16 protein-coding genes and 3 pseudogenes are annotated in these 17,907 nt (G+C 72.0%); 11 read left to right on the top strand and 8 right to left on the bottom strand.

Annotated features, from left to right (window positions below; genetic code table 11):
* The first annotated feature begins 39 nt into the window (after nucleotides 1–39).
* Nucleotides 40–1,290 (top strand): cytochrome P450, encoded by a 1,251-nt coding sequence (locus KKZ08_RS01635; protein WP_223772702.1) that lies wholly within the window; start codon nucleotides 40–42, stop codon nucleotides 1,288–1,290.
* Between the two features lie 49 nt (nucleotides 1,291–1,339).
* On the opposite strand, the gene KKZ08_RS01640 is transcribed toward KKZ08_RS01635, so the two are convergent.
* Complete coding sequence (locus KKZ08_RS01640) at nucleotides 1,340–2,512, bottom strand: serine hydrolase domain-containing protein (protein WP_223772703.1); 1,173 nt, start codon at nucleotides 2,510–2,512, stop codon at nucleotides 1,340–1,342.
* 219 nt (nucleotides 2,513–2,731) lie between these two features.
* Here KKZ08_RS01640 and KKZ08_RS01645 point away from each other — a divergent pair, with 219 nt between their 5' ends.
* Complete coding sequence (locus KKZ08_RS01645) at nucleotides 2,732–4,078, top strand: erythromycin esterase family protein (RefSeq protein ID WP_223772704.1); 1,347 nt, start codon at nucleotides 2,732–2,734, stop codon at nucleotides 4,076–4,078.
* Between the two features lie 12 nt (nucleotides 4,079–4,090).
* Here the strand turns inward: KKZ08_RS01645 and KKZ08_RS01650 are convergent.
* Nucleotides 4,091–4,633, bottom strand: a pseudogene (locus KKZ08_RS01650) (class I SAM-dependent methyltransferase); the annotation flags it as partial.
* 57 nt (nucleotides 4,634–4,690) lie between these two features.
* Nucleotides 4,691–5,041, bottom strand: a complete 351-nt coding sequence (locus tag KKZ08_RS01655) for a helix-turn-helix domain-containing protein (protein WP_223772705.1) — start codon at nucleotides 5,039–5,041, stop codon at nucleotides 4,691–4,693.
* A gap of 203 nt (nucleotides 5,042–5,244) precedes the next feature.
* Between KKZ08_RS01655 and KKZ08_RS01660 the strand changes: the two genes are divergently transcribed.
* From KKZ08_RS01660 to KKZ08_RS01675, 4 genes and pseudogenes are all read left to right on the top strand, one after another.
* A complete protein-coding gene (locus KKZ08_RS01660) occupies nucleotides 5,245–5,976 on the top strand; it encodes an ANTAR domain-containing protein (protein ID WP_223772706.1) in 732 nt (243 codons plus the stop codon).
* Between the two features lie 102 nt (nucleotides 5,977–6,078).
* Nucleotides 6,079–7,899, top strand: a complete 1,821-nt coding sequence (locus KKZ08_RS01665; protein WP_223772707.1) for an RICIN domain-containing protein — start codon at nucleotides 6,079–6,081, stop codon at nucleotides 7,897–7,899.
* Nucleotides 7,900–7,941: 42 nt separating this feature from the next.
* Nucleotides 7,942–9,768, top strand: coding sequence for an RICIN domain-containing protein (locus KKZ08_RS01670; RefSeq protein WP_223772708.1), 1,827 nt, complete (start codon nucleotides 7,942–7,944; stop codon nucleotides 9,766–9,768).
* An 87-nt stretch (nucleotides 9,769–9,855) separates the two neighbouring features.
* Nucleotides 9,856–10,397, top strand: a pseudogene (locus tag KKZ08_RS01675) (alpha/beta hydrolase); the annotation flags it as partial.
* A gap of 3 nt (nucleotides 10,398–10,400) precedes the next feature.
* Here KKZ08_RS01675 and KKZ08_RS01680 read toward each other — a convergent pair.
* Both KKZ08_RS01680 and KKZ08_RS01685 read right to left on the bottom strand, forming a co-directional pair.
* Nucleotides 10,401–11,522 (bottom strand): tetratricopeptide repeat protein, encoded by a 1,122-nt coding sequence (locus tag KKZ08_RS01680; RefSeq protein WP_223772709.1) that lies wholly within the window; start codon nucleotides 11,520–11,522, stop codon nucleotides 10,401–10,403.
* On the bottom strand, nucleotides 11,519–12,769 hold the full coding sequence (locus KKZ08_RS01685) for an ATP-binding protein (protein ID WP_223772710.1): 1,251 nt from the start codon (nucleotides 12,767–12,769) through the stop codon (nucleotides 11,519–11,521). Before KKZ08_RS01685 ends, KKZ08_RS01680 begins: the two co-directional genes overlap by 4 nt.
* Before the next feature lie 146 nt (nucleotides 12,770–12,915).
* On the opposite strand from KKZ08_RS01685, the gene KKZ08_RS01690 reads away from it, so the two are divergent.
* From KKZ08_RS01690 to KKZ08_RS01705, 4 genes are read left to right on the top strand one after another with little or no spacing between them, the layout of a single operon-like run.
* On the top strand, nucleotides 12,916–13,344 hold the full coding sequence (locus KKZ08_RS01690; RefSeq protein WP_223772711.1) for a hypothetical protein: 429 nt from the start codon (nucleotides 12,916–12,918) through the stop codon (nucleotides 13,342–13,344).
* A 5-nt stretch (nucleotides 13,345–13,349) separates the two neighbouring features.
* Nucleotides 13,350–13,772: a hypothetical protein gene (locus tag KKZ08_RS01695; protein WP_223772712.1), complete on the top strand. Its 423-nt coding sequence runs from the start codon at nucleotides 13,350–13,352 to the stop codon at nucleotides 13,770–13,772.
* 54 nt (nucleotides 13,773–13,826) lie between these two features.
* Nucleotides 13,827–14,273 carry a hypothetical protein gene (locus tag KKZ08_RS01700; protein ID WP_223772713.1) on the top strand — a complete coding sequence of 149 codons (447 nt, stop codon included), beginning with the start codon at nucleotides 13,827–13,829 and terminating at the stop codon, nucleotides 14,271–14,273.
* 52 nt (nucleotides 14,274–14,325) lie between these two features.
* A complete protein-coding gene (locus tag KKZ08_RS01705) occupies nucleotides 14,326–14,946 on the top strand; it encodes an L-threonylcarbamoyladenylate synthase (RefSeq protein ID WP_223772714.1) in 621 nt (206 codons plus the stop codon).
* Nucleotides 14,947–15,009: 63 nt separating this feature from the next.
* On the opposite strand, the gene KKZ08_RS01710 is transcribed toward KKZ08_RS01705, so the two are convergent.
* The 3 genes and pseudogenes from KKZ08_RS01710 to KKZ08_RS01720 all read right to left on the bottom strand — a co-directional run bounded on the left by KKZ08_RS01710 (nucleotide 15,010) and on the right by KKZ08_RS01720 (nucleotide 16,773).
* Nucleotides 15,010–15,804, bottom strand: a complete 795-nt coding sequence (locus KKZ08_RS01710; RefSeq protein ID WP_223772715.1) for a DJ-1/PfpI family protein — start codon at nucleotides 15,802–15,804, stop codon at nucleotides 15,010–15,012.
* A 291-nt stretch (nucleotides 15,805–16,095) separates the two neighbouring features.
* Nucleotides 16,096–16,413: pseudogene (locus KKZ08_RS01715) on the bottom strand (SDR family NAD(P)-dependent oxidoreductase); the annotation flags it as partial.
* 180 nt (nucleotides 16,414–16,593) lie between these two features.
* The gene (locus tag KKZ08_RS01720) at nucleotides 16,594–16,773 is read right to left on the bottom strand and encodes a hypothetical protein (RefSeq protein WP_223772716.1); all 180 of its coding nucleotides are present in this window, start codon (nucleotides 16,771–16,773) and stop codon (nucleotides 16,594–16,596) included.
* Between the two features lie 245 nt (nucleotides 16,774–17,018).
* On the opposite strand from KKZ08_RS01720, the gene KKZ08_RS01725 reads away from it, so the two are divergent.
* Nucleotides 17,019–17,903, top strand: a complete 885-nt coding sequence (locus KKZ08_RS01725) for an ANTAR domain-containing protein (protein ID WP_223772717.1) — start codon at nucleotides 17,019–17,021, stop codon at nucleotides 17,901–17,903.
* The last annotated feature ends 4 nt before the right edge of the window (nucleotides 17,904–17,907 follow it).

A 17,907-nucleotide genomic window follows, 5' to 3' on the forward strand; every position in this document is an offset into this window, starting at 1 on the left:
TCCCGAGCAGAGGTAGTCCCAGTGAGTCAAGCGAGTCCTGTGAGCCGCGCAGCGGCCACGAACGACCGGCACCCGGCAGGGCCTCCCGCGCCCGCCACCGGGTGCCCGTACCAGAGCGGTTCCGGGACGACGACCGACCCGTGCCGTGACTATCTGGGGCTGCGGGAGGAGGAACCGGTCCGCTGGGACGAGGACCTCGAACTGTGGTTCGTCACCGGCTTCCGTGCGGCGACCGGGCTCCTGCGCCACCCCGCCCTGTCCTCCGCGTGGCCGGAACGGGCGAGCACCCCTCTCCACGCGGCGGCGGGAGGCGGCGCGGGCGGTGACGGGGCACGCACCTCGGGACTCGTACGCAAGTGGTTCATGTTCAACGACAATCCGGCCCACCACCGTGCCCGGAAGCTGGTGGCCCCGCTCTTCTCCGCCGAACGCATCGCCGCGCACCGGCCGTTCATCGAGGAACTGGTCGCCGAGCTGCTGTCCGGGGGCGGCGATTCCCTGGAGATCATGGAAGGCCTCGCCATCCCTCTCTCGGGCCGGGTCATCTGCCGCGTCCTCGGTCTGGACGCGGCCGTCGCACCCCACCTCGAACCGTGGGCCCTGGACGTCGCGGCCCTGCTGGTGGCGGACTACCTCCCCGAGGTGGTCGCCAGGGGACACACCGCCCTCCAGGACATGACCGCCCTCATCGACCGGGCCCTCGAAGGCGAACTGCCCGAGGAGTCGGCGCTGTACCTCCTCCGGCAGGCCCACCGCGACGGCGAGATCGGGCTGCAGGACGTCTGGGCCACGGCGACGTTCCTCATCTACGCCGGCTTCGAGACGACGTCCACCTTCATCGGCAAGGCCGTGCGGTCGATCCTGCACACGGGCTCCTGGGAGCGGCTGCGCACGGCCGACCTCGGTCCCGCCGTGGAGGAGCTGCTGCGCTTCGACACCTCGGTCCAGCAGGTGGCGAGGGTCGCGACGGAGACGTTCGAGGTCGCCGACCAGAAGATCGCGGCCGGCGACCTGGTCCTCATCATGCTGGGCACCGCCAACCGCGACGGGGAGGTCTTCGACCGGCCCGACCATCTCGACTACGACCGCCGGATCAAGCGCCACCTCGGCTTCGGCTTCGGCGCCCACTACTGCCTGGGCGCGGGCCTCGCGCGGCTGGAGGCCCAGGTCGCCCTGGAGGGGCTGCGCGACAAGTGGGAGACACTCCGCTTCCTGGAGCCGCCGAGGACGCGCTCCCATTTCGGGATCACCGCTCTGGAACGCCTGATGGTGGCGGGCGTCCAGCCGTGACGGGCGCGTCATCGGCGCCGGGGCCCGGCAGCCGCGCTCGCCCCGGGGGCTACCGCTCCCGGCGTGCGAGGGCCGCCCGTACCGCGGCCTCGGCCAGCCGGTGGTTCTCGGGGCCCGCCCCGTAGCCCGACGGGAAGCCGAAGCGCCGGCGGGTGTACGCGTAGGCCACGCCGCTGTCCGGGTCCGCGAAGCCGAGCGAGCCCGTCGCCCCGCTGTGGCCGAAGGCGTCCGGGCCGAGGAAGGGGTAGCGGCCGCTCAGTTCCTCGAAGCCCAGGCCGAAGACGTCCTCGTTGCCGGTGACCCGGTCGGTTCCGCGGTACTGGACCCGGGCGAACTCGGTGATCGTCTCCGGCTTCAGGAGCGGCGCCCGGCCGTCCACCTCGCTGATCGCCGCCGCGTACATTCCGGCCACGCCCCGCGCGGTGCCGACCCCGCCGGACGAGGTGGGGCCGAGCGCCCGTACGGCACGGGTGTTGGCGAACGCCACCAGGTCGGTCGGCGGCGTCGCGTTCTGGTTGAAGGCGACGCCCGCGACGCTCTGTGGGGCAGCGGCACCGGCCGCGAGCCGTTCGGCCTCCTCCGGGGTGGGCACCAACGGCAGCACGTCGGCACGGCGCGCTTCGAGCGACTCGGGCAGCCCCAGGTGGAAGTCGAGCCCGTAGGGCGCCCTGATCCGCTCCTCGTAGATCTCCTGGATGGAGCGGCCGGTCACCCGCCGCACGACCTCGCCGGTCAGCGCGCCGATCACGAAGCCGTGGTAGCCGTACGCGGTGCCCGGCTCCCAGAACGGCCGCTGCCCCGCGAGCCGCGCGGCTATCAGCCGGTCGTCGGCCAACTCCTCGGTGGTGAACCCGCCGTCGACGCCGACGACCCCGGAGCGGTGCGCGAGCAGCTCGCGCAGCGTCAGCCGGTCCTTGCCGTGCGCCGCGAACTCCGGCCAGTGGGCGGCCACTTCGCGGTCCAGGTCGAGGACGCCGTCCTGCACCAGGAGCGCGACCACGAGGTGGGCGGCACCCTTGGTGATGGAGTAGAGGCCGGTCAGCGTGTCCGCGGCGGTGCCGGGGCCGCCCCACAGGTCGACCACCCGGCGGCCGTCGACATCGACGGCGAGTTGTGCCTCGGGGGCGTCCCTCGCCTCGTCGAGCACCGCGGCGAACGCCTCCCGTACGGCCTCGAAGCCTTCCGCCACAGTCCCCTGGACCCGGCCGTCGTCGCTTGACATGCGCTGCCCCCATTCCTTGATCATGTGTTGGTCGAGACATCACAACAGCCGTCCCTGAGCAGGCATTCCCGGGTGTGCTCGTGATCGCGGAGGGCCTCCCACCGGGCCGGGCGGGGGTTATCCCCCGGCCAAGTCGGAGGCACACCGCAGCGCGCCGCCGCGCCCCCGCGGACCATGATCGCTGCACCGATCCGGAAACCGAGTTGAGGAGCGATCACGATGGCGGCGCACAAGAAACCGACCGGCCGACGGGAGCTGCTGATGGTCACGGCGGCGGGAGCCGCCACGGCCCTGTGGGCGCCGAAGGCGGGAGCGGCCACGCCGACGGTCGGCCAACGCCCCTCCGTCGTAAGGGCACTTGAGCGGGTCGCCCACCCGCTGCGTGCCACCGACCCTGGTGGCCGCACCACCGACCTGCGCGCACTGGGCAGGATGGTCGGCTCTGCCGAGGTGGTCGGGCTCGGTGAGGCCACGCATGGCTCGCACGAGTTCTTCGCCATGAAGGAGCGGGTCTTCCGCCACCTCGTCGAGGAGAAGGGCTTCACCACCTTCGCCCTGGAGATGAGCTGGACGGCGGGTCTGCGGATCGACGAGTACGTCCGGGGCGGCGAGGGCACGGCCCGGCGGATCGCCGAGGAGACGCTCGCCGGATCGCCGTGGGAGCGGGAGGAGTTCGTGAGCCTGCTCGCCTGGATGCGGGAGCACAACCGCCGCCGGCCGCGACACAGGGTCCGCTTCATGGGTGACGACGTCGGCGCCCCCGGCCTCGGCGACCGGATCTTCGAGCGAGTGACCTCCTACGTACGCGAGGCCCACCCGCGGTCGCTGCCGCGGCTGGTCGAGCTGTACGCGGGCCTGCGCCCCCTGGACGACATCTTCGCGTACCTGGGAAAGCCGCTCGCGGAGCGGCGGCAGAACGCCGTCAGGGCCGAGCGGGCGCTGGAGACGGTGACCGCCGCCACGGGTACGGACGGCGAGGCGTACGAGTGGGCGGTGCAGCACGCCCGGAACATCACGCAGACCTTCGCCTTCGCCGCCTTGGATGTCACCGACCCGGCGTCGGTGACCGCCGCGGAGCACCTGCGGGACCGGGCGATGGCCGACAACGTCGCCTGGTGGCACCGCCGGACGGGCGGCAAGGTGCTGCTGTCCGCGCACAACGGCCACGTCGGCTTTCTCTCCACGCACCCGCGGATGTACCCCAAGACGCAGGGGTCCTACCTGCGCGACGCCCTCGGCCGCGCATACCTGGCCATCGGTTTCACCTTCGCCGGCGGCTCCTTCCTCACCAAGGACACCTCCCTCGGCGGCGAGTGGACGAAGACCACCGTGCCGCCCGCCACGCGCGGCATGAACGAACACACCCTCGACCGGGTCCGCCACCGGGACTACTACGTCGATCTGCGCACCGCCCCGCCCGCGGCCCGCGCCTGGCTGGACACCGCCCGCCCCACCTACGACGCCGGCTCGGTCTTCGAGGCGGATCCGCTGCCCACGCTCGCCCTCGGCCGGGCCTACGACGTCCTTGTCCACCTGCACCGCGTGCGCGAGGCCGAGAAGCTCTGAGCGGCGGCCAGCCTGCCGCAGCAGTTCGCGCAGGGCGGCCTCGAACGCGTCGCGGTGCGGGCCGAAGAGGTGCGGGGCCGAGAACGACATCGAGTACACCCACGCGACGACATCGTCCTGCGTACGCTCCAGCGCCTGGCCGCCCGGCACGACGTGACGCCGCGGGCCGGAGAAGCCCGCCCTGGTGAGGATCTCCCTCTCACCGCCCGGCGTGCCCTGTGTCAACACTCCTTGACCGGCTCGCCTCACCGGTCCGAGGTAATGCCTGACCAGTTCCTCGATCGCCTCGTACGGCACCGCCGGGTGGGGGAGGCCGTCGACGCCGCGGCTCTCGGTCTTCAGATCGGAGACGTGCACGAGCGCGCCGCCGGGTCCCAGCAAATCCCTGGTGGTCGCCGCCACCCGTTCGCGGTCCATCCAGTGGAAGGACCGGCCGAAGACCGCCGCGGTGAACTGCCCGAGGTCCGGGGGCAGTTCCTCGGCCCGGGCGCGCACCCACCGCGCCTCGTGGGCCACTCCCCGCCGGGCGGCCTGCCGCCCCGCTTCGGCGATCATCTCCGAACAGCGTGTCGTCCCATTCCCAGCCGACGACCACGTCCGCCCTGTGTCCTGTCAGGCCGTGGCGTGACGCCGGCTGTCCGCGTCGGGCATCGAGGCACGGTGAGCTTCGTCACGGGCCAGCAGTGAGAGCAGGGAGGCCACGGCCAGCCCCGACTCGGCCGGGTGACGCAACACCTTGGCCGGGTCGATCCGGTACGTGTTGGTCCGTCCCTCCCTCGTATGGGAGAGATAACCCTCCTGCTCCAGGTCGGCGATGATCTTCTGCACCGCGCGCTCCGTGAGTCGACAGTGTGCGGCAATGTCGCGGATACGGGCGTTGTGATTGTCCGCGATAGCTGCCAGCACCCGTGCGTGGTTAGTGAGAAACGTCCATCCAGTGTGGGGCTCGGGCACTCCATCCATGGCCCAACTCTAGCGACTCGGCATACGCGATTTCAAAAACACGTACTACATTTCAGGTATTAGTTGACGTGTGTACGCCGCGACGGGCAGCCTGGAGCGGCGGTAGGCAATGACGAGAGGGAGAAGCCATGCCGGAGCCTGCACACCCTGAGCGGCCCCTCACGGGGGAAGGCGCCGAGCATGGTCAGGACGGCCCCACACGGGTGTCTCTACCGCCGACCCCGTCCCCGGCGTCCTTCGAGACGGTGCCGGACGGTGACGACCGGACCACCCTGGCGCTGCGGGGAGAGCTCGACCTGGAGGCGGGCCGTCAGCTCCGGCCCGGGCTGAACCAGGCCCTCGGCCGGGCGGCCCGCTCCGTCGACCTCGATCTCAGCGGGGTGGGGTTCTGCGACTGCTCCGGCCTGAACCTCCTGCTCGGCCTGCGCCACCGGGCCCTGCACCAGGGCAAGGCCATCCGCATCGCCGCCGGGAGCCCGGCGGTCGACCGGATCCTGGACGTGACGGGCACCCGTTACCTGTTCACACCCGAGGGCCAGGAGGACGGGGCCGCCGCTCCGGGAGCGGTCCGTGACCCGGACAAGGACGAGGAATCCGGCCAGGACCTGCGGACCGTCGTCGCCCAGCTGCGCAGGGCCATGCAGACCCGGCCCACCATCGACCTGGCCCGCGGCATCCTGATGTCCTCCTTCAGCCTGAGCCCCGAGGCCGCCTGGGAGGTGCTGGTCACCGCCTCGCAGAACACCAACACCAAGCTGCACCGCCTGGCGGGTGAGCTGGTCAGCACCGCGCAGGGCAGCAGCCTGCCCGAGGGCGTCCACACGCAGCTCATGGCGGCCGTCAACAAGACGCACGCGGCCCGCGCGGCCCCCGCGGCCAACGGCGGAGTCACCACCGAGACGGAACCCTCCATTCCCTCGCAGAGCGGTCCGTGACCTCACGCGGAGCAGTCCGTGACGTCTCGCCGCACCCCCGCGTCAGCGGCATGTCAGCGCCGCCCGGCAGGCTGCCACGCACCAGCGGGAAGGACGAGGTCCATGGGCCAGCAGCGGTGGCGGTACCGGGTGTGCGCGGCACTGGTCGCGGTGGGGGGCGTCGCGGCGGCCTCGGTCGGCCCTGGCGCGTCGGCCGCCCATGCCGCCTCGGCGGTGAACGTGATCGCCGTGCACAGCGGCAAGTGCCTGGAGGCCAAGGACTCCTCGCAGTCCCTCGACACGCCGGTCCTCCAGGCCGACTGCACGGGGCAGCCCGGCGCCGAGTGGTACGTGCGCGAGTCCCCGAGCGGCGGCAACACGATCAACATCGTCAACATGCACAGCGGCCACTGCCTGGCCGTGCCCGGTGCGGCCTCCGCGCGTGTGGGCACCCAGACGCGTCAGGGGGCGTGTTCCGTCACCGCCGGCGCCGACTTCCGCCTCGTGGACACCGGCACCGCGTACATCCGGGTCCAGGCCGCCGCGCCCGCCCCGGCCCTCTGCCTCGATGTCGCCTCGGGCTCGCACGCATCCGGCGTACCCCTCCAACTCGGCACCTGCGACGGGCAGTCCGGCACCGGCTTCGTGCAACGGGCGCCGCGCGACGGCAACGACACTCCCCTCGATCCGCTGCCGCCGGGTACCCCGACCGCGGCTCCCGAGCGGGTCAGCGTCGCCTCGGGCGGCGCCCAGACCAAGCCCGCCTCGGACTCCCACGGCGCTTCGGCCATCAGCGCGGACGGGCGCCGCATCGCCTTCGTCTCCAACGCGGCCGACCTGGTGCCGGGTGACACCAACGGCTACAGCGACGTGTTCGTACGCGATCTCCAGACGGGCACCACCCAGCGGGTCAGCGTCACGGACAGCGGGGGCCAGGGCAACTCCGGGGCCTCCGAGCCGGCCATCAGCGCCGACGGACGCCACGTCGCCTTCGAGTCCAGCTCGTCCAACCTCGTGCCCGGCGACACCAACAACTCGGGGGACGTCTTCGTACGCGACCTCCAGGCCGGCACGACCCAGCGGGTCAGCGTCGCGAGCGGCGGCGCACAGGGCAATTACGGGGCGTCCGCCCCCTCCATCAGCGCCGACGGACGCCACGTCGCCTTCCAGTCCTTCTCCGCCACCCTGGTGCCGGGGGACGTCAACAACGAATGGGACGTCTTCGTACGGGACCGGCAGACCGGCACCACCCAGCGCGTCAGCGAGACGGGCGAGGGGAACGACGGCTACGACAACTCGACCCGGCCGTCGATCAGTGCGGACGGCGGGCACATCGCCTATCTCTCCAACTCGGCGCACCTCGTCGCCGGTGACACCAACAACCAGCACGACGTCTTCGTCTGGGGCCGGCAGTCCGGCGCCACCGAACGCGTCAGCGTCGCCGGCGACGGGAGCGAGGGCAACGGCGGCGCCTCCTCCGCCCCCTCGATCAGCTCGGACGGCCGCCATGTCTCCTTCGCCTCCCACGCCTCGAACCTGGTGGCGGGCGACACCAACGGCAAGGAGGACGTCTTCCTGCGGGACCGGCGGGCCGGCACGATCGAACGCGTCAGCCTCTCCGGTGGTGGCGGTCAGGGCAATGCCTACGCGACGGCTCCGGCGGTCAGCGGCGACGGGCGGTACGTCGCCTTCTCGTCCGGCTCGACCAATCTGCTCGTGCGCGACACGAACGGCGTGGCGGACGTCTTCGTACGGGACCGCGAGACGGGCGCCACCCATCGCGTCAGCAGTTCCGGCAGCGGGATCGAGGCGGACGGCCTGTGCACCTCGCCGTCGGTGAGCGGTGACGGGCGCTTCGTCGCCTTCGCCTCCGCCGCGGCCAATCTGATCGGCGGGGACACCAACGCCCGCCCCGACGTCTTCGTCCGCCGCATCGCCTCATAGTGGTCGCATCGCTCACATCGTTTCGGCATAAGGAGCCTGATCGTGCGTCAGCTCATGTGGTCGCGTCGGACGCGGTTACTGGTCGTCCCCTGGACGGCCGTGGTGGCGATGGCCGCGGTGGGTGTGAGCGCTCCGCGGGCTCATGCCGCCTCGGCGGTGAACATCACCGCCGTGCACAGCGGCAAGTGCCTGGAGGCCAAGGACTCCTCGCAGTCCCTCGACGCTCCGATCGTCCAGGCCGACTGCACGGGGCAGCCCGGCGCCGAGTGGTACCTGCGCGAGTCCCCCACCGGCGGCGGCACCATCAACGTCGTCAACGCCCGCAGCAACCACTGCCTGACCGTTCCCGACCCCGGCTCCGCCCACGTGGGCACGCAGACACGGCAGGGCGCCTGCACCGCGGCGGCCGGTGCCGACTTCCGCCTCGTCGACAGCGGGGCCGAGCACGTCGGGATCCAGGCCGCCGCCCCCTCCCCCGCCCTCTGCCTCGATGTCACCTCGGGCTCCCACGCGTCCGGCGCACCCCTCCAACTCGCCCAGTGCTACGGGCAGTCCGGCAGCGGCTTCGTCCAGCGGGCGCCCCGGGCGGGGAACGGTACGCCGCTCGACGCCCCGCCCGTGCTGCCTCCCGCCACCGTGGCCGAACGGGTCAACATCACCTCCGGCGGCGCCCAGACGTCCATGCAGATCATGGACAGCGCACCGGTCCTGAGCGGGGACGGGCGGTACGCCGCCTTCACCTCCGACGCGGCCTCCCTCGTACCCGGCGACAAGAACCTGGCGCCGGACGTGTTCGTGCGGGACCGGTCGACGGGCACCACCGAACGCGTCAGCCTGACCGACGGGGACGCCGAGAGCGCCCCCGCCGAGTGGTCCGACGAGCCGTCGATCAGCGGGGAGGGACGGTACGTCGCCTTCGAGTCCGTCGCGCGTGCCCTGGTGAGCGGTGACACCAACGGCCAGCGGGACGTCTTCGTGCGCGACCGCACCGCCGGCACCACGCAGCGCGTGAGCATCGCGAGCAACGGCACGCAGGGCAACAGCTGGTCGTTCTCCCCCTCGGTCAGCGCCGACGGGCGGTACGTGGCCTTCACCTCGGGCGCGTCCAACCTCGTGCCCGGCGACACCAACGCGGCCGACGACATCTTCGTCCACGACCGGCAGACCAGGACCACGCAGCGCGTCAGCGTCGCGGGCGGCGGCGCCCAGGGCAACGCCGAGTCGACGACGCCCTCCATCAGCGCCGACGGCCGGTACGTGGCCTACACCTCCGACGCGTCCAACCTCGTGCCCGGCGACACCAACGCGGCCGAGGACGTCTTCGTACGCGATCTGGTGTCCGGCACCACCCAGCGCGTCAGCGTGACGGGCACCGGCGCCCAGGGCGACCGCGACTCGATGTCGCCCTCGATCAGCGCCGACGGGCGTCACGTCGCCTTCTCCTCCAGCGCCGCCGGCCTGGTGCCCGGCGACACCAACGGGCGCATCGACGTGTACGTGAGGGACCGCCAGGCAGGGACGACGCAGCGGGTGAGCGTCGCCGACAACGGCACGCAGGGCGACGGGCATTCGGGCGTGCCGTCGGTCAGCGCCGACGGCCGGTACGTCGCGTTCTCCTCCAGCGCCGCCAACCTCATCGCGCGGGACGCCAACGCCGTGAGCGACGTCTTCGTCCGCGACCGGGAGACGGGGAAGACACAGCGCGTCAGTACCGGCCACGCCGACGGCGAAGGCGGCGACGGCTACTCGTCGGAGGGGTCGATCAGCGCCGACGGCAGTCTCACCGTCTTCTCCTCTTACGCCTCCGACCTCGTCCCCGGTGACACCAACTCCGCGTACGACGTGTTCGTACGCCGCAGCATCGCCTGACGCCCCCCGTCGACCGACACGCCCCGGGGCGGACATCCGTGGCTCCGGGGCTTGTCATGAAGATCTTTTCGGCGGAACGCTGCGGACATGCAGAATCTGCCGACGTTCGTGTTCGTACACGGCGTGCCCGAGCAGGGCGAGTTCGGCCTGGAGCGGCGCGAACGAGAACGAGTTGGCCAAGGCGAACCTGGGAGCACCAGCCGCGTCACGCTCACCGACAACGTCACCCGCGTCATAGAAGTCCTGGAGCGGGCCGAGCGGAACAGGCCGACCTGGTCGACCGCATCGTCTACGTCTCCGCCTGGTGCCCCGTGGAACTGACCGTCGGTGACTATTACGCCGAACCGGAGATGGCGGACGTCGACCCGGCCGCCTTCGCCGCGGCGCTCCTCGGGAACCCGGCCGAGCTGGGTCTGCTGCGCACCAACTTCCGCACCGCCGACCCGGCGACGCTCGCCGCCTTCAAGGAGGCCCTCGGCGCCGACCTCACCGACGACGAGTTCCGGGCGTTCCTCAACACCTTCCAGCCCGACGAGAACCTCGACGTCGGCACCCCTGCCGACCGGGCTCGGGCCGCGACCTGGGGGCGGATCCCGAGGACGTATGTGCGCCTGGCGAGCGACACCAGCCGGTTAGTTGGCCTTCTTCTTGTCGAACCAGATGGTCGCCGCGGTGGGCACGAGTCCGGCCCAGAAGATGATCTGCGGCACGGCCCGGTCCGTCCACGGGATCTCGGCGATCAGCAGGGCGCACGCCATGGCCCAGCCCGCCTGGGCCAGGACGACGCGGGCCCAGCGGCCGCGGCGAACCAGGGAGCGGGCGTTGAGCTGGACGCCCGCCCGCAGTCGGCGGTAGCGGCGCCACGCCCCGAACGCCCAGATCACGGCCATGATGAACAGGAACCACAGCCGCTGGCCGACGGGGACGGGCAGTTCCGGGGCGGTCCGCTCGTCGGCGGGGAAGACGTCGACCATGGCGCCCGCCAGCACCACGCAGAGCACGGCGAGCCATCGCGTGCCGCGCAGCAGGCGGTAGGTGGCGTGGTCGAGTGCCTGGCGCAGGGAAGGGGAGCCGGGCTCTGCGGCGAGCGCGTCCGCGTACAGCTCGGTGGCCCGGGCGGCCCCCACGCCCGGTGCCTGTGCCGCCTTGCGGGTCTGGCGTGCGAGGGCCTCGGCGTGGTGCGGGTCGATGCGGAGGATGGTCTCGTCGAGCATGTCGGAGACCGTGCCGTTCCCGGCCGTGCTCGCGATGCGGTGGGCGATCTCGTGGGCGTAGACGTCCTCGGGCCCCAGCCGCAGCGCCTCCGTCGCCAGGTCGGCGGCTTCGCGGGTGACCCGGTCGGCGGCCTCGTGGGTGATCTGCCCGGCGCCGCTCTCGCGGGCGTGACGGACCAGGGCCTCCCGCCAGACGGCGTCGGCGAGCATGGCGTGGGCGAACGAGTCGTGCGGAGCGACACGGATCATCTCGCGCAGGACGGGCTGGACCTTGAGCCAGCCGTTGTCGCGCACCATCGCCTGGGCGCGCAGCCTGAGCGCGCCGTAGTCCTCGGGGGCCAGCCGGAGGGCCTCGTCGGCCGCCGCGAGCGCCTGCGCGGGCTGTTCCGTGTGGAGGTGGCAGTAACCGATCTTGACCCAGGCGCGTACGTCGCCGGGGTCCTCGGCGAGGTGGCGGGCCAGGAGGGTCTGGGCCTGGCCGTAGCGTTCGAGTTCGATCAGGGCCTGGGCCTGGTCGAGGACGGGAGTCGGCGTGCTCACAGCTTCCGCTTCTTCTTCAGATAGGTGATCAAGTCGTCGTACGTGCCGCCCTCGTTGGCGTACATGGCGACGTTCCGCGCGGAGGCGAACCACGGTTCCGTGGAGGGCACGGTCTGCCGTGCGGCGGCGAGCAGGTCCCGCATGCCGATCATGCGGACCGTGCCGGTGCGCGCCGAGTCGAGCAGGGCGCTCTCCGCGGCGGACTCGCACAGATGGGCCAGGTCGGCGCCGGACAGGCCGTCGGTGGCCTTGACGAGCTTGCCCAAGTCGACGTTCTCGACGGGGCGTTCGCTCAGGTGGTAGCGGAGGATGCTCTCGCGCGCGGGGGCGTCGGGCGGCAGGACGAGCAGGGTACGGTCCAGGCGCCCCGGGCGGCGCAGGGCGATGTCCACGTCCCAGGGGGCGTTGGTGGCGGCGAGCACGAAGACGCCTTCGTTGGCCGCCGAGTCGATGCCGTCCAGCTCGGTCAGGAGCTGGTTGACGGTGTTGCGCAGCCCGCTGTGCTGGGTGCGGCTGCGCTTGGCGCCGAGCGCGTCGAGTTCGTCGAGGAAGACGACGCAGGGCGCCTGGCGGCGGGCGGTCCGGAAGATCTCGTGCATGTTGCGCTCGGAGTTGCCGATCCACATGTCGAGGACGTCGTTGACCGACACGGACAGGAAACCCGCCCCGAGTTCACCGGCGACGGCGCGGGCGATGAAGGTCTTTCCGCAGCCGGGCGGCCCGTACAGGAGGAGCCCGCCGCGCAGGCTCTTGCCGTACAGCTTGCGCAGTTCGGGGTTGCGCATGGGGGCGAGGAACGCCGCCTCCAGGCGCTCCTTGACCTCCCGCATGCCGCCGACGTCCGCCAGGCGGATCCTGCCGGGGGTGTCCACGTCCCAGGCGGCGGCGTCCTCGGGGTCGCCGCTGCCGTCGGCGGTCAGGGGCGCCTCGACGAAGCGCGGCGGGAGCACGTCGCCCACTTGGTCGGCGGCGGCACGCCAGTCGAAGCCGGTGCGGGCGTCGGGGGCGGGCGGGTCGGCCGAGGGTGTGGGGGCAGGGGCGGGGGCGCCCATCGCGCGGGCCATCAGTGCCCGGGCCTCGCCGTCGCCCGGCGCGTGCTGAAGCGCGACGGCCGCCTCCGCGACGGCGGCGTCCGCCTGCCCGGCCTGTAGCAGCAAATCGGCCAAATGCAGCCGTAGCGGTACATCGGCGGGTGCCGCCTCAACAGCCGTGCGCAAGCTTCGTATCAGGGGGGAGTCCTCGGACATGCGGCTACCTTATTTGCCCGTGGTACCTGGTCCGGAGCCGGGCTCCGGGTGGCGCGACCGCTTCGTTCGGATCAGTCAGCGCGCCGTCAGCGGCCCCCGTCAGACTTCGGCCAACGAAGGGATTCACCGGAGGACGGGGAGTTTCGATGAAGCGAAGAACCGGCGGCGCGCTGCTCGCGGCGGTGGTCGCCGCCACGGGCCTGATGAGCACGGCCGTGCCGGCCCACGGTGCGGACGCGGCCACGGCGTGCGTCATGCGTGAGGGCAGCGCGCACACGGACTGGACGGGGATGACGTGGGACGCGGACATCCTGTGCGACAACGCGCCCGGTGACGTACGCCTCCAGTCGTTCAAGGACAGCCCGGTGGTCGGCCGGATGGTGACCACCCGCAGCTGGTTCGTGTGCTGGAAGGTCGGTGACCCGCACGCCGGGGGCAACAACATCTGGTACTACACCCAGGCCGACGAGGTCGTCTCACGCCCGACGGCGCAGGGGTGGGGCTACATGCCCGCAGTGATGCTGGAGACACCGCAGGACCCGGTGCCGGGCCTGCCCAAGTGTTCGTGGGGGTGACGGGGATGACGAACCGTTTCGTAGGGGCGGCGCTGGCCGCGGCGACGGCCGCGCTGTGCCTGCCCGCGACGGCGAGCGCGGCGGACGCGGCCGGGCCGGTCTGCTACGTCCGTGACGATGTGCGGCACACCGACGTCAAGGGCCACACGTACACGAAGGACCTGTACTGCGAGAACGCGGTGGCGGACGTCTTCGCCACCCCGGAGGTCTACGGGACGGTCATCGCCAAGCTGAAGACGTCACCGAGCTGGTTCGTGTGCTGGGAGAGCGGCGACCTGCATCAGGGCGGCAACCGCATCTGGTACTACACGCAGGGCGACGAGGTGACCAACTGGCCGCTGTGGAAGGGCTGGGGGTACGTTCCCGCGTTCCGCATCGAGACCGAGCCCGACCCGTTCCCGGGCGTACCGGCCTGCCTGCCCAGCTGATCCACTGATCCGCCGATCCGCCGATCCGCCCCATCGAACCCCAGGAGTGAACTCGTGGCCCTTTCCCAGGTGATACGCCGTGGACGCACCGTCGCCTCGGCCCTCGTCCTCGCTGCGGCGGCCGCCGTGCCCGCCACCGCCCCGGCCTCGGCGGCCGCCGACGAGGAGGTGACCTGTGTCCTGCGGCCCGGCGTCGTCCACAAGGACACGCTCGGGAACACCTTCACCGGCGACCTGTACTGCGCCAACGCCCCAGGGGACCTGTACGGACGCCCGGCCTTCGACGCCCCCGTGACCGGGCGCCTCAAGACGACCCAGAGCTGGTTCGTGTGCTACTCGATCGGTGAGGCGCACAAGGGCGGCAACAACATCTGGTACTACACGCAGGGCGACGAGGCGGTGAACCTCCCCGACATCCGGGCCTGGGGCAACATGCCCGCGAGCAGCGTCCTCACGAACACCGACCCGTTCCCCGGGCTGCCGCGCTGCCCCTGGCACTGAACCCCGGCACGGGGACCGCGGCCCGCGCCTGCCGATCACCTAGACTCGGCCAATGGCGAAGTACTTCGACGTGCACCCCGACAACCCCCAGCGGCGCAGCATCACGAGCGTGGTCGACAGCATCCGCTCCGACGCGCTCATCGCGTACCCCACGGACTCCTGCTACGCGCTGGGATGCCGGCTCGGCAGCCGCGACGGCATCAACCGCATCCGTACGATCCGCAATCTGGACGAGCGCCACCACTTCACCCTCGTGTGCCAGAACTTCGCACAGCTGGGTCAGTTCGTCCATCTCGACAACGACGTGTTCCGCGCCATCAAGGCCACCACCCCGGGCCGCTACACGTTCATCCTGCCCGCGACCAAGGAAGTCCCCCGCCAGCTGCTGCACCAGAAGAAGAAGACCGTCGGAGTCCGCATCCCCGACCACACGGTGACGCAGGCCCTGCTCGCCGAACTCGGCGAGCCCCTGCTGTCCAGCACCCTGCTGCTGCCCGACGAGGACGAGCCGCTCACCCAGGGCTGGGACATCAAGGAGCGCCTCGACCACGTCGTGGACGTCGTGCTGGACTCCGGTGACTGCGGCACCGAGCCCACCACCGTCATCGACTTCTCCAGCGGCGAGGCCGAGGTCGTGCGCCACGGCGCGGGCGACACCACACGCTTCGACTAGCCGCGGCGGGAGCCGGGCGGCCGCCCCACCGAGCGGCCGCCCCTCGCCCAAGGAATGCGCCCGTCAGCGGGCCGCGTCGGCGAGCAGCTTCAGGGCGAGTGCCTGCGTCGCCGCGTCGGCCTTCTCCGGGCTCCCGGTGTCGTACGGCGGGTCGGGGTCGTACTCCACCGCGAGCTGCATCGCCCGGGCCACCTTCTCGTCGGTGAGGCGGCTCACCAGGTGCAGGCCCATGTCCATCCCCGCGGAGACACCGGCGGCCGTGATGATCTTCCCCGTCTCGACGAAGCGCCCCGGGGTGTAGACCGCGCCCACGTCCTTCAGGTACGGGCGGGAGGCCCAGTACGTGGTCGCGGGCAGGCCGCGCAGCAGTCCCGCCGCGCCGATGATCAGCGAGCCCGTGCACACCGAGGTCGTCCAGACCGAGCGGCGGTGGATGCGGCGGATCCAGTCGTGCGCCTCGGTGTCGCGCATCATCGCCTCGGTACCCCGCTGCCCGCCGCCCGGCACGAGCAGCACCTCGGCCCGGTGCACATCCCGCATCGCGCGCTCCGCGACCAGGCTCAGCTCACCGGTGTCCGTACGCACCGGTCCGGCCTCCCGGGCGACCATCGTGACCCGCGTGTCCGGTACCCGGCACAGCATTTCGTAGGGTCCCACCGCGTCCAGCGCGGTGAAGCCGTCGTAGAGCAGTATCGCCACCCGCACCTTCCCGCTCCCCGCGGCGGCCCGGTCCTGCCCGGTCCCTGAAGCGGCCCGCGCCGAGCCGCCCGCCCCGACGGCCGCGACCGCCGCGCCCGCGGCCGTGCCGCGCAGCAGACCGCGACGGCTCGGCGTCCGCTTGCCATCATCCGTGCTCATGTCCCACCAACACCCCTCGATCGTCCGACGGTTGACGTCTCAGAAGTCGTACGCGGGAGCGGTGGAGTTCCCGCCGGGCGGGAAGTCGGCCGCCGTTGCACGCGTCCGTGGAGGCCAGCCCGTACGCTGGCCGGTCATGAGAGACGAAGCGCACGGCCTCGGGGCGGGGCACCAGGGACGCGATCCGCGGCGCAGGGGACTCGGGGTGCTCGGCTGGGCGCTGCTCGCCCTGCTCGTGATCGCGCTGCTCACCCTCTGGCCGGGGTGAGCGGCGCGACCCAGGGCGGCCGGCGAGAAGCCGGCCTTGGCGGCGCCGTAGGATCCGCCTCCCGGCTCGGCGGCGATCGACCCGATGTGCACGACGGCGCCGCCGGCCGCGAGCCGCTCGTCCAGCGCCTTCGTCGTCAGCACGGCGCTCAGGAGGTTCGCGCCCAGGTTGGCGCTGAACGCCCGGGCGTAGGAGGCGAGGTCGTGCTCCCCGTCGGCGTCGAGGTCGGTGTTGCCGCCGGCGTTGTTCACCGGGACGTCGATCCGGTCCGGCAGGCCGGTCAGCAGCGCCGTGAGCGCGGCGGGGTCGGTGTAGTCGCACACCAGGGCCCGTACGCCGGCTCTGCCGCGAGCCGGTCGAGCGGTTCACGGCGGCGGCCGGTGGGGCTGATTACCCGCCTCCCCGGTGAGGGGCGGCCTCGGACCGTCCAGGTCACGCTGACGCAAGCCGGGCACGACCTCGTCGAAGCCACCGTGGACGACTGACGCCCCTCGGCCGCAGGCCGCGGACGGTGCCGCGGGTCAGCGGCGGCGTCCGCGCTGTGGGGCCCAGCCGGCGCCGACGCCCGCGAGGTGCGCGGCCGTCAGCGTCAGGCCGAGCAGCATCAGGCTGGTGGTGCCGAAGAAGATGTTGGTGGAGGTCTCGGTGAGGTGCAGGATCCAGGCTGTGACGAACACGACGGCTGCGCCGATAGCGAGCACGGTTACTCCTTCGGGAAGGGCGGCCCGACGCCCGCGGCGGTGCGGGGGCGGCTCACCGGCCGGGTCCCCAGCGGCGTACCGTCCATGCCTGCCCGCCGCGACCGACCAGCGGAGCGCGGGATCCGCGGGCACTTCCCGGCCGACCTCCGGGGCTGCCATGCCGACTCCGTGCGCGGCGGGCTACTGTCACCCTCAGTGCTCGGGAGCGAGCCCCGTTCGGGGCGCGCCCGCGGAAGAAAGAAAGCATGACGGACCACCGACGTGACCACCGACTCGTGCCCCACCCTCATGGCGAGCAGCCCGCCTCCCCCCGGGAGGAGGCAGAACGACTCGCCGCCCAGGCACAACAGCTTCGGGAGCAGGTGTTCGAGCTGGAGGTGCAGGTACGCGCTCGCCCCAAGATCGCGCTGGCCGAGGGGGTGCTGGTCGAGCGGTACGGCCTGCCGGACGCGGACGCGGCGTTCGCATTGATGCGCCAGGCCTCCCAGCGGGCCAACATCAAACTCCACCAAGTGGCGGTCGCCGTCGCCCGTGTGCCGGGACCGGCCCGCGGCGCCTCGCTGTGGTTCGGCGAGCGGACACAGGCCCCGGCCCCGCCCCTGACCGCTCTCGGTGTCGGCACGCTCGACGCGAGGAACCAGGGCGAGGTGCTCGGCGCCGCCCTGCGCCGCGTGCTGGAGATCACCAGTACGCACATGGGCAACGTCCAGCTGGTCGAGGACGGCACGCTGCGTATGGAGAGACACACCGGTCTGCCCCGGCAGTTCACCGACCACTTCGCGTTCGTCGACGGGAGGACCGCCTGCTCGCGGGCCGCGGACGGCGGCAACCAGGTCACCGTGAAAGAAGTCGCCTTGTCGCCCGGGTTCGACGACGTCTCCCGCCATGTGATCCTCTCGGCCGGCGCACGCGGCGTCCACAGCGTTCCTCTCGTGGACGACACCAGGACAGTGCGCGGCGTCATCTCCTCCCATCATTCGAACCCCCTGGACGGTTTTGCACGGTCCCAGCTCCAGGCCCTGCACCACACCAGCCGTGCCATCGGGACGTGGATCGACTGGCACCGGCGCACGGTCGTCCTCGACGCGCTGGAAGACCTGCACCAACTGGCCCTCGCGCGCCAGAAGTAGAGGA

The organism is Streptomyces sp. 135, from assembly GCF_020026305.1.
Classification (GTDB): domain Bacteria; phylum Actinomycetota; class Actinomycetes; order Streptomycetales; family Streptomycetaceae; genus Streptomyces.

Coding starts and splice junctions, on each gene's coding strand:
- KKZ08_RS01640 (WP_223772703.1), bottom strand. CDS start 2,512: ATGTCAAGCGACGACGGCCGGGTCCAGGGGACTGTGGCGGAAGGCTTC.
- KKZ08_RS01645 (WP_223772704.1), top strand. CDS start 2,732: ATGGCGGCGCACAAGAAACCGACCGGCCGACGGGAGCTGCTGATGGTC.
- KKZ08_RS01655 (WP_223772705.1), bottom strand. CDS start 5,041: ATGGATGGAGTGCCCGAGCCCCACACTGGATGGACGTTTCTCACTAAC.
- KKZ08_RS01665 (WP_223772707.1), top strand. CDS start 6,079: ATGGGCCAGCAGCGGTGGCGGTACCGGGTGTGCGCGGCACTGGTCGCG.
- KKZ08_RS01685 (WP_223772710.1), bottom strand. CDS start 12,769: ATGTCCGAGGACTCCCCCCTGATACGAAGCTTGCGCACGGCTGTTGAG.
- KKZ08_RS01690 (WP_223772711.1), top strand. CDS start 12,916: ATGAAGCGAAGAACCGGCGGCGCGCTGCTCGCGGCGGTGGTCGCCGCC.
- KKZ08_RS01695 (WP_223772712.1), top strand. CDS start 13,350: ATGACGAACCGTTTCGTAGGGGCGGCGCTGGCCGCGGCGACGGCCGCG.
- KKZ08_RS01705 (WP_223772714.1), top strand. CDS start 14,326: ATGGCGAAGTACTTCGACGTGCACCCCGACAACCCCCAGCGGCGCAGC.
- KKZ08_RS01710 (WP_223772715.1), bottom strand. CDS start 15,804: ATGAGCACGGATGATGGCAAGCGGACGCCGAGCCGTCGCGGTCTGCTG.
- KKZ08_RS01725 (WP_223772717.1), top strand. CDS start 17,019: ATGACGGACCACCGACGTGACCACCGACTCGTGCCCCACCCTCATGGC.